Annotated in this window: 10 protein-coding genes and 1 pseudogene; 10 read left to right on the top strand and 1 reads right to left on the bottom strand. The window is 68.5% G+C overall.

From position 1 onward, the window contains the following. The 4 genes from chrA to V6M42_RS00095 all read left to right on the top strand — a co-directional run. The coding region (gene chrA / locus V6M42_RS00110; RefSeq protein WP_332676319.1) for a chromate efflux transporter at positions 1 to 1,092 on the top strand (1,092 nt) is incomplete at its 5' end. Positions 1,093 to 1,248: 156 nt separating this feature from the next. Then, positions 1,249 to 2,184, top strand: coding sequence for a 30S ribosomal protein S2 (gene rpsB, locus V6M42_RS00105; RefSeq protein ID WP_332676316.1), 936 nt, complete (start codon positions 1,249 to 1,251; stop codon positions 2,182 to 2,184). A 217-nt stretch (positions 2,185 to 2,401) separates the two neighbouring features. Then, positions 2,402 to 3,343, top strand: a complete 942-nt coding sequence (tsf, locus tag V6M42_RS00100; protein WP_332658980.1) for a translation elongation factor Ts — start codon at positions 2,402 to 2,404, stop codon at positions 3,341 to 3,343. A 165-nt stretch (positions 3,344 to 3,508) separates the two neighbouring features. Further along, positions 3,509 to 5,125 carry a M20/M25/M40 family metallo-hydrolase gene (locus V6M42_RS00095; RefSeq protein ID WP_332676314.1) on the top strand — a complete coding sequence of 539 codons (1,617 nt, stop codon included), beginning with the start codon at positions 3,509 to 3,511 and terminating at the stop codon, positions 5,123 to 5,125. Between the two features lie 52 nt (positions 5,126 to 5,177). Here the strand turns inward: V6M42_RS00095 and V6M42_RS00090 are convergent, their stop codons facing one another. Continuing rightward, positions 5,178 to 5,990 carry a TonB family protein gene (locus V6M42_RS00090; RefSeq protein ID WP_332676312.1) on the bottom strand — a complete coding sequence of 271 codons (813 nt, stop codon included), beginning with the start codon at positions 5,988 to 5,990 and terminating at the stop codon, positions 5,178 to 5,180. Between the two features lie 152 nt (positions 5,991 to 6,142). Here V6M42_RS00090 and mce point away from each other — a divergent pair, with 152 nt between their 5' ends. The 6 genes and pseudogenes from mce to V6M42_RS00060 all read left to right on the top strand — a co-directional run. Continuing rightward, the gene (gene mce, locus V6M42_RS00085; RefSeq protein WP_332658983.1) at positions 6,143 to 6,568 is read left to right on the top strand and encodes a methylmalonyl-CoA epimerase; all 426 of its coding nucleotides are present in this window, start codon (positions 6,143 to 6,145) and stop codon (positions 6,566 to 6,568) included. Beyond that, positions 6,568 to 6,828 carry a DUF1467 family protein gene (locus tag V6M42_RS00080; protein WP_332658984.1) on the top strand — a complete coding sequence of 87 codons (261 nt, stop codon included), beginning with the start codon at positions 6,568 to 6,570 and terminating at the stop codon, positions 6,826 to 6,828. The genes mce and V6M42_RS00080 overlap by 1 nt, the downstream gene beginning before the upstream one ends. Positions 6,829 to 6,838: 10 nt before the next feature. Beyond that, positions 6,839 to 7,177 carry a DUF3088 family protein gene (locus tag V6M42_RS00075; protein WP_332658985.1) on the top strand — a complete coding sequence of 113 codons (339 nt, stop codon included), beginning with the start codon at positions 6,839 to 6,841 and terminating at the stop codon, positions 7,175 to 7,177. A 51-nt stretch (positions 7,178 to 7,228) separates the two neighbouring features. Then, the gene (locus tag V6M42_RS00070) at positions 7,229 to 8,290 is read left to right on the top strand and encodes an acyltransferase family protein (protein ID WP_332676310.1); all 1,062 of its coding nucleotides are present in this window, start codon (positions 7,229 to 7,231) and stop codon (positions 8,288 to 8,290) included. A gap of 61 nt (positions 8,291 to 8,351) precedes the next feature. Beyond that, complete coding sequence (proS, locus tag V6M42_RS00065) at positions 8,352 to 9,668, top strand: proline--tRNA ligase (protein WP_332676308.1); 1,317 nt, start codon at positions 8,352 to 8,354, stop codon at positions 9,666 to 9,668. Next, positions 9,665 to 9,886, top strand: a pseudogene (locus V6M42_RS00060) (lipoprotein-releasing system transmembrane subunit LolC); the annotation flags it as partial. The gene proS and the pseudogene V6M42_RS00060, both read left to right, overlap by 4 nt.

Here is a 9,886-nt window from a genome sequence, read left to right as displayed (position 1 = left end):
GTCCGGCGTGAACTGGTCGAGGAGGAGCGGTGGATCTCCAGCGCCCGGTTCAACCGGCTGCTGGCGGTCATGCAGGTGCTGCCCGGACCGGAAGCGCATGAGCTCTGCGTGCATCTGGGCATCCACGCGAAAGGCCGGATCGGGGGATTGCTGGCGGGACTGGGCTTCATGCTGCCCGGGTTCGCACTGATGCTGCTGGCCGCCTGGGCCTATTTCCGCTTCGACGTCGATCGCGGGCTGGCCGGGGCCGCCCTGATCGGCGCCCAGGCCGCCGTTGTGGCCCTGATCGCGCGCGCCGTGCATCGGATCGGCGAGCATGTGCTGACGGACCGGGGACTCTGGGCCATTGGCCTCGCGGCAGGCTCGGCGACCCTTCTGGGCGCGCCGTTCTGGATCATCCTGCCGGTCGGAGCCGTGATCCATGCGCTGGCCCAGGGCGGGCGGCGCGGGGCGGCGGCGGTGCTTCTCGTCGTCGGCGTCGTGGCGCTCTTGTTCTGGAGCCTCGCGCAGGGCGGGGCTGGGATGGCGGCGCCCGTCGGCGGGCCGCCAGCAGGCGAGGGGGCGTGGCCGCTGCTGTTCGTCTCCGGGCTCAAGGCCGGCCTGCTCACGTTCGGCGGGGCCTATACGGCCATCCCCTTCCTGCGTCAGGACGTGGTCGGCCGCGGCTGGCTGGGCGACGGGACCTTCCTTGACGGGGTTGCCCTGTCCAACGTCCTGCCCGCGCCCTTGATCATCTTCGCGACCTTCGCCGGCTACGCCGTGGGCGGGTTCGCGGGCGCCCTGGCCATAACGGCGGGAGTCTTTCTGCCGGCCTTCGCCTTTTCCATGATCTTCTACGATCGGCTGGAAGCCGTGGTGTCGGACCCGCGCATCCGCAGCGCTCTCGACGGCGTGGCGGCGGCCGTGGTCGGCCTGATCGCGGCGACGGCGATCAGTCTGGCGATCGGACTGGCCGGTTCGCCCCATCCGGCGGCGTCCGTAGTCATCGCCTGCACGGCCCTCGCGGCCCTGTACGTCGTCAAGAGCCGGTATGCGCCGCCCGTCGTCCTGTTGCTCGCCGGTCTCGCAGGGCTGGGCCTGGCCCTGATCTGACCACGGCGCTTGCCTTTTGCGCCCATCCCGACTACATGCCCGCCCACTTCACACGCAGGCGTGGCGCGGTCAGGGAGAAATCCTGGTCGCTCCGTTCCGAGGACCTAGGTCTTTACAGCGCCTGCGGCGGATCAATCGGATAAAGGACTACCCCTCATGGCTCTGCCTGAATTCTCCATGCGTTCGCTGCTCGAAGCCGGCGCCCACTTCGGCCACCAGACGCACCGGTGGAACCCGAAGATGGAGCGCTACATCTTCGGCTCGCGCTCGAACATCCACATCATCGACCTGTCGCAGTCGATCCCGCTGCTGCACCAGGCGCTGGTCGCCGTGCGCGACGTCGCCGCCAAGGGCGGCCGCGTCCTGTTCGTCGGCACCAAGCGTCAGGCCGCCGATCCGGTCGCCGAAGCCGCCAAGCGCTGCGCCCAGTACTATATGAACAACCGCTGGCTCGGCGGCACCCTGACCAACTGGCGCACCGTGTCGGGCTCGATCGCCCGCCTGCGCGAGCTGGAAGGCCTGCTGGAAGGCGGCGGCGAGGGCCGCGTCAAGAAAGAGCTGCTGAACCTGCAGCGCGAGAAGGACAAGCTCGAGCTGTCGCTGGGCGGCATCAAGGACATGGGCTCCATCCCGGACATCATGTTCGTGATCGACACCAACAAGGAGGCCATCGCCATCCTTGAAGCCCGCAAGCTGAACATCCCGATCATCGCCATCCTGGACACCAACTCGGACCCGGACGGCATCACCTATCCGATCCCCGGCAACGACGACGCCGCCCGCGCCATCCAGACCTACTGCGACCTGATCGCCGACGCCGTCCTGGACGGTCTGGCCGCTGGTCAGGCTTCGGCCGGCGTCGACCTGGGCGCCGCCGTCAACCCGGATGAGCCCATGCTGCGCGAAGCCAAGGCGCCGAAGGCCGCCAAGGCCGCTGAATCCCCGGTCGCTCCGGCCGAGGCTGAAGCCGTCGCCGAGGAAATGATCGCCGCCGCCGAACCGGCTGCTGAACCGGCCGTCGCCGACGAAGCCGCCCAGGCCGCGACCTCGGAAGCCAACGACGCCGTCGAAACCGAGGAAGCCGCGGTCTAGGTTCGATCAATCCCCGTCATTCCGGGGCCGCGCAGCGGAACCCGGAACCCAGGACCGCCGCCGCCCTCCTGGGTTCCGGGTTCGCTCTTCGAGCGCCCCGGAATGACGGATCTGATTGGCCTTCATCCGTGTGTCTGCGCCGCAGACGATGAACTGACACATGGCCGGGCTAATCCCCGGCCGTTCCCGCATACGAAGAGACCTGAGGAGTAAGAACATGGCCGAGATCACAGCCGCCCTCGTGATGGAACTGCGCGCCAAGTCCGGCGTCGGCATGATGGACTGCAAGAAGGCGCTCCAGGAAACCGACGGCGACATCAACGCCGCGATCGACTGGCTGCGCGCCAAGGGCCTGTCCAAGGCCGCCAAGAAGGCCGACCGCGTCGCCGCCGAAGGCCTGGTCGCCGTGGCCTCGAAGGAAGTCGGAGCCGGTGAAGTCGGCGCCGCCATCGAGTTCAACGCCGAGACCGACTTCGTCTCGCGCAACGAGCTGTTCCAGAACGCCGCCAAGAAATTCGCCCAGCTGGGCCTCGAGCACGCCTCGGTCGAGGCGCTGCACGGCGCCGAGCTGGAAGCCGGCAAGACGGTCCAGGACGAAGTGACCAGCATGATCGCCACCATCGGCGAGAACATGCAGCTGCGCCGCGCCGCCCGCCTGTCGGTCGACGAGGGCGTCGTCGCCTCCTACGTCCACAACGCCGTTTCGCCGGGCGTCGGCCGCATCGGCGTGCTGGTCGCCCTGCACGGCGGCGGCGACAAGACCGCCCTGCGCGAACTGGGCCGCAAGATCGCCATGCACGTGGCCGCGACCGCTCCGCTGTCGCTGAATACGGACGATCTGGACCCGGCCGCCATCGAGAAGGAACGTCAGGTCCTGACCGAAAAGGCCAAGGAAGAAGGCAAGCCGGAAGCCATGATCGCCAAGATCGTGGAAGGCCAGATCAACAAATTCCAGAAGGACGTGGTGCTGATCAAGCAGCCGTTCGTCATGAACCCCGACGTGACCATCGAACAGCTGGTCGCCGACACGGGCAAGGAACTGGGCGCGCCCGGCCTGCACCTGGCCGGCTTCGTCCGCCTCGCCCTCGGCGAAGGCGTCGAGAAGGTCGAGGGTCCGGACTTCGCTTCGGAAGTCGCCTCGATGATGGGCGGCCAGTAAGCCACCGTCAGAACGAACCGATGAAGGGGCCGGCGAGCGATCGCCGGCCCTTTTTCTTTGGCTCACGATCGGGCGACGGACTGGCGCGTCCCGCCCGTTGAACCTTTGCATTGCCGCTGCGCCTGGAGTCTTATCCCCGCAGCTCAGTGATTCAGGGGGAATTCCATGCGTCTAGCCGCTCTTCTGTCCGCCACGGCCATCGCCTTGACGGTCGTTCCGCTCGCTGCGCCCGCCGCGGCGCAGGATGTCGACCGCGTCGCCGTCAACGGCATCATCGACCAGGGGCTGAACCACAGCCAGGTCATGCAGACCGCCGCGTATCTGACCGACCGGATCGGCGGCCGGATGACCAACTCGCCCCAGATGCGTCAGGCCGAGCAGTGGACGGCGCAGCAGTTCCGCGACTGGGGCCTGTCCAATGTCCGCGCCGATCCGTTCGACTTCGGTCGCGGCTGGTCCGTCGTCCGCTCGAGCGCCCGCATGACGGCGCCGCGTCCGCTGGACCTGCGCGCCATCCCCATCGCCTGGACCCCGTCCACGCCCGGCGTGATCAGCGGCGAGGTCGTCGTGGCCCCGATGATGAGCGCCGGCGACTTCGCCAAATGGCGCGGCAAGCTGGCGGGCAAGATCGTTCTCGTCTCGCGTCCGACCGCCGGCTCAGAACCGACCGATCCGGCCTTCCGCCGCCTGACGGAAGAGGATCTGCGCAACGCCAACACCTACAACACGCCCAATGTTTCGGCCCCGTCGACGGAAAGCCTGCGCGGCCCGGACTTCGCCCGCCAGATGGACGCCTTCCTGCAGGAGGAGGGCGCGCTCGCCTGGGTGAGGATGTCGTCGCGCGACGGCGGTCTGCTGCACGGCAACGGCTCGGGCTATCGCATGGACGACCAGCGCAAGACGCCCGGCATGGAACTGGCCGCCGAGGACTACCGCCGCCTCGCCCGCCTGGCCCTGACCGAGGACGCCAAACCCACGCTCGAACTGATGAGCGAGGTCCGCTTCCACGAGGAAGACACCAACGCCAACAACATCCTGGCCGACATTCCTGGCACGGGACGTACGGGCGAATACGTCATGGCCGGCGCCCACCTGGACAGCTGGGTGGCGGCGGACGGCGCCGTCGACAACGCCGCCGGCAGCGCCGTGGTCATGGAGGCCGCGCGCATCCTCAAGGCCCTGGGCGTGCGTCCCAAGCGCACCATCCGCTTCGCCCTGTGGAGCGGGGAAGAGCAGGGGCTGTGGGGCTCGCTGGCCTATGTCGACAAATACCTGGCCACCCGCGCCGCCCTGGGCGACGCCCAGCTGGACGCCCTGCCGAACGGCCGGACCTGGCGTCAGCGCTGGCCGATCCAGCCGCGCGCCGGGCACGGCGATCTGGTCGCCTACTTCAACCTGGACAACGGCTCGGGCAAGATCCGCGGCATCAACGCCGAGGGCAATGTCGCCGCCGCCCCGATCTTCCAGGAATGGCTGGAGCCTTTCAACGCCATGGGCGCCACGACGGTGTCGATGCGGACCTCGGGCGCGACCGATCACGTCTATATGCAGACGGTCGGCGTTCCGGGCTTCCAGTTCATCCAGGACCCGCTGGACTACGGTTCGCGGCTGCACCACACCTCGATCGACACCTACGACCACATGCGGGCCGACGATCTGCGGCAGGCCGCCATCATCATGGCCGCCTTCCTGCTGAACGCCGCCAACAGCGACGAGCCCCTGCCGCGCATGCCGGTCCCGACCCGGCCGACGGCGTCGGACCCGTTCCCGCTGCAGCAGTGAGGCGCTCGAGGGCGTCGCGGCTTCTGTTTCGGCCGGCGACGCCCCGCGTTCCCTACTGGGCCCGGATGACCCGTTCCTCGTTCCGGAACCGGATCGTGAAGGCGGCGCGGGCCTCGACGGCCTGCCCGTCGATCGTCCTGGGATGGAAGCGATAGGTGTCCTGGGCCGCCAGCGCCGCCTCGCCGAGGCCCAGGCCCTCGGCGGATTCGCGCAGCAGCTGGCAGGCTCTCGCCCGGCCCTCGACGGTGACGATGCATTCGATATGGGCCGCGCCCTCGCTGAGCATGTTGCGCGCGGCTGCCGGCATGGCCAGGCGGGGAGTTTCGGCCCAGGAGGGAGCCCTCGAAACGGCGTTCGGCCTCATCGCCCGTTCGGGCGCGGCCGGCTGCCTGAGGGGCTCGATGGCGCGCGGCGCCCGGTCCGGCGCACGGGCTCCGGCCGGCACGAACTCCGCCCAAGGTCGCGCGGACGACGGCGGCATGGCCGCTTCGACGGCGGGAACAAACGCCTCCGCGTCGAGCAGGATCGCCCCGGCGTCCTCCAGCATCACGTCGCAGCGGTCCCGACGAATGGTCCGGGCATCGGCGCTTTGAGCGCCCTGTTGGTAGGACATGGCGAAGATCTGATCGAGAATCGACTGGTCGCCGGGCTGGCCCGCGGAAGGTCCGGGAGCCGCGGCGGCCTCGAAGGCGGCGACCTGGTCCGCCGGCATGTGACGACGGCAGCGCCCGACCTGGGAGCCGAACCGGGATACCGCCTCGAAGACCCGTTGCTGCTCGGCCGTCAGTTCGATGCGCTCCTCGCGCGTCACCTCGACCAGCGGGGTCTGCTGGAACGCGGCGAGAGCCAGCCACAGGAAAATCATTCGGGAAGCCTCCGATACCGGAAGGCCGACGCCCGATGCGGGCGTCGGCCTGTCGTCTGCAGCGGACAGGGAAACGGGGAATGCGTCAATCCGTGCCGGCGCGACGAACGGCCCGCCTTCTCGCGCGCGCCGACACGGTCTAAGGCAGCGGGATGATCGGAAGACTGAACCACGTCGGCGTCGCCACCCCCTCCATCGAGGCCAGCGTCGCCCTGTACCGCGACATGCTGGGCGCGACGAAGGCGCATGCGCCCTTCGACCTGCCGGCCCAGGGCGTGCGCGTCTGTTTCGTGGACCTGCCCAACAGTCAGATCGAGCTGATCGAGCCGCTGGGCGACGACAGCCCGATCCACGGCTTCCTCGCCAAAAATCCGAAGGGCGGCCAGCACCACGTCTGTTTCGAGGTCGAGGACATCCTCGCCGCCCGCGACGCCCTCAGGGCGAAGGGCGCGACCATCCTGGGCACGGGCGAGCCGCGCATCGGCGCCCACGGCACGCCGATCATCTTCGTCCACCCCAAGGACATGGGCGGGGTGCTGGTCGAGCTGATGGAAACGCCCAGAGACGGAGCGCACTGATGCCCATCGGCCCGATCACCATGTTCGCCATCTACCTCGTCTGCTGGTGGACGGTGCTGTTCGCCGTCCTGCCGCTGGGCACCTCGAAGGAACGGCACGAGCGCCCGACCGACGGGGCCCAGTGGGGCGCGCCCGAGAAACCCGACCTCAAGCGCAAATTCATCACCACCACCTGGGTGGCGGCCCTTGTCTGGGCTCTGGTCATGTTCCTGGTCTTCATCGGCTGGATGCCGCTGCCGGACCTCGCTCCACCCGCCTAGGACCCGCCCGATGACCGACCGTCTGTTCCTCATCAATCCGCACTGGACCGACGACGAGGGCGGCCCGTGGTTCTGCCCGGCCGGCTCGGTCGTGGAAGGGGTGCTGGCCTTCTATCCGGACCTGAAGACCCGGCTCGACATCACCCGGCTCGACTTCCCGCGCCCTCGCCCCGCCGTGATCGAGCAGGTCGGCGAGGACCATCAGAGCTGCCCGATCCTGATCCTCGACGAGACCTTCGACTGGCCCGGGGCGCAGACCAGCGAAACGACCGGCAAACGCTTCCTGCAGGACGAGGCCATCATCCCCTATCTGGCCGCCAGATACGGCATCGGCCTGCCGCATCCCTGAAGCGCGCAAGCTGGAAACCACGCCTTAATACAGGCGGGTCAGGTTGACGGGATGACCGCCGCGTCCGACCTGCACTCGCCGATTTCGGCCGACGGCCGCTTCATGGCGCTGGACGGTCTGCGCGGCGTGGCGGCGCTGGTGGTGCTGATCCTGCACATTTCGTCGCTGCGCCATCTGGTTTTCCACGGTTACATCGCGGTCGATCTGTTCTTCATCATGTCCGGCTTCGTGGTGGCCCACGCCTACGAGGGACGGCTCAGGGCCGGCTGGAGCCCGGGCGCCTTCATCAGGGCGCGGATCGTCCGTCTGTGGCCGCTGTACCTGCTGGGTACGTGCATCGGCGCCGCCGTTTACACCGGAGCCATCGACGACGCCGGGGGCGTCATCGGTCTCGGGGTGCTTTTCGCCGCGGCGGCGATGATGATTCCGACGCCGCTGGCCGCGGACTCGCAGGTCTTCCCGCTCAACCCGCCCGGATGGTCGCTGCTCTTCGAGATGGCGGCCAACATCGTCTACGCCTTCGCTGCGAGCCGGCTCAGCGACCGGGCGCTCAAGGTCGTTGTCGGCCTGGGCGCGGCGGCGGTGCTGGTCGCCTTCCTGATGGCTGAAACGGGCTCGATCGGCCAGCGCGGCTGGTCTCTTGCGGGCGGTGTGGCCAGAATCGCGTTCGGTTTCCCGCTCGGCTTGTTGCTGCACCGGATGTGGACCGCCGGACGACTGACCTTGCGCTGGCCTGTCGCCCTGATCGTCGCGGCCTTCATCGCCATGGTCGTGGCGCCGGACCTCGGCCGCTGGAACGGCCTGGTTGACGCCGTGGCGGTCCTGTTCGTCCTGCCGTTCATCGTGGTCGCCGCCGTGACCGCGCGCCTGTCGCCCCGACTGCAAACCGCAGCAGCCTTCGTCGCCGCCCTGTCGTATCCGCTCTACATCCTGCACGGGCCGTTCCTCATGGTCGCCAGGATGCAGTTCGGCGACGTGCCTCATATCGAAATCGTCGCCGGAGCCGGCTGCCTCGTCGCGGCGTTCGTCGCGGGGCGCTGGTTCGATCCGCCAGCGCGCGCCCTGCTCGGGCGAATGTTGCAACAAAGACGCCGCGCGCCGCTGATCGCCTAGCTTTCGCCCCTCCGTCCCGGCTAAAGCACTGTTCCACGCCCTGCTTGCCGGATACCGACTCATGCGCCTGTCGCGCTATTTCCTCCCGACGCTGAAAGAAGCGCCCTCGGACGCCCAGATCGTCTCGCACCAGCTGATGCTGCGCGCCGGGATGATCAAACAGGAGGCCGCCGGCATCTACGCCTGGCTGCCGCTGGGCCTGCGGGTGCTGAACCGGATCGAGCAGATCGTGCGCGAGGAGCAGGAGCGGGCAGGGGCTGTCGAACTGTTGATGCCCACGCTCCAGCTCGCCGACCTGTGGCGCGAGTCCGGCCGCTACGACGCCTACGGCCCCGAGATGCTGCGCATCACCGACCGCCACGAGCGCGAGCTGCTGTACGGGCCCACGAACGAGGAGATGATCACCGACATCTTCCGCGGCTTCGTGAAGAGCTACAAATCCCTGCCGCTGAACCTCTTCCACATCCAGTGGAAATTCCGCGACGAGCGCCGTCCGCGCTTCGGCGTCATGCGCGGCCGCGAGTTCCTGATGAAGGACGCCTATTCGTTCGACATCGACGAGGCCTCGGCCCGCAAGGCCTACAACCGGATGTTCGTGGCCTATCTGAACACCTTCGCCCGCATGGGCCTGAAGGCCGTGCCGATGCGCGCCGACACCGGCCCCATCGGCGGCGACCTGAGCCACGAGTTCATCGTCCTGGCGGACACGGGCGAAAGCCAGGTGTTCTGCGACCGGAAGCTGGTCGAAATGCCCGCGCCCGGCCGGGACGTCGACTGGGACGACCTGCAGGCCATCGTCGACGAGCGCGTCTCGATGTATGCGGCGACCGAGGAAATGCACGACGCCGGCCAGTTCGAGACACAGACCGCCGAGGCCGACCGCCTGACCGCCCGCGGCATCGAGGTCGGCCACATCTTCTACTTCGGCACCAAATATTCGGCGCCGATGAAGGCGAAGGTCGCCGGTCCCGACGGCAAGGATGCGGAGGTCCACATGGGCAGCTACGGCGTCGGCGTCTCGCGCCTGCTGGGCGCCATCATCGAGGCCAGCCACGACGACAGCGGCATCATCTGGCCTGACTCCGTCGCGCCCTTCGACGTCGTGGTCATCAACCTGCGCGCCAATGACGAGGCCGTCTGCGCCGCCTGCGAGGAGGCCGTCGCCAAGCTGGAGGCCCTCGGCAAGGACGTCCTTTACGACGACACCGACGAGCGCCCGGGCGGAAAATTCGCCACCGCAGACCTGATCGGCATCCCCTGGCAGCTGACCATCGGACCCAAGGGGCTGGCCGACGGCGTCGTCGAGCTGAAGCGCCGCGCCACGGGCGAGAAGCTGTCCGTGCCGCTGGACGAGGCCCTGGCCAGGGTGCGCGGATGACGGACGTCGCGGGGGTGAAGCCGACGAAGCCGGCCGGGCCGTTCTCGGCCTGGGAGATCGAGCTGGCGCTGCGCTATCTGCGCGCCCGGCGGAAGGAGGGCGGCATCGCCCTGATCGCCATCATCTCCTATGTCGCCATCTCCCTGGCGGTCATGGCCCTGATCGTGGTGATGAGCATCATGGCCGGCTTCCGGTCCGAACTGCTCAGCCGGATGCTG

The sequence above is a fragment of the Brevundimonas sp. genome (genome assembly GCF_036677305.1).
Classification (GTDB): Bacteria; Pseudomonadota; Alphaproteobacteria; order Caulobacterales; family Caulobacteraceae; genus Brevundimonas.
Note: the sequence above shows the minus strand (reverse complement) of the source record. Positions and strands in the feature narration are given on the sequence as shown.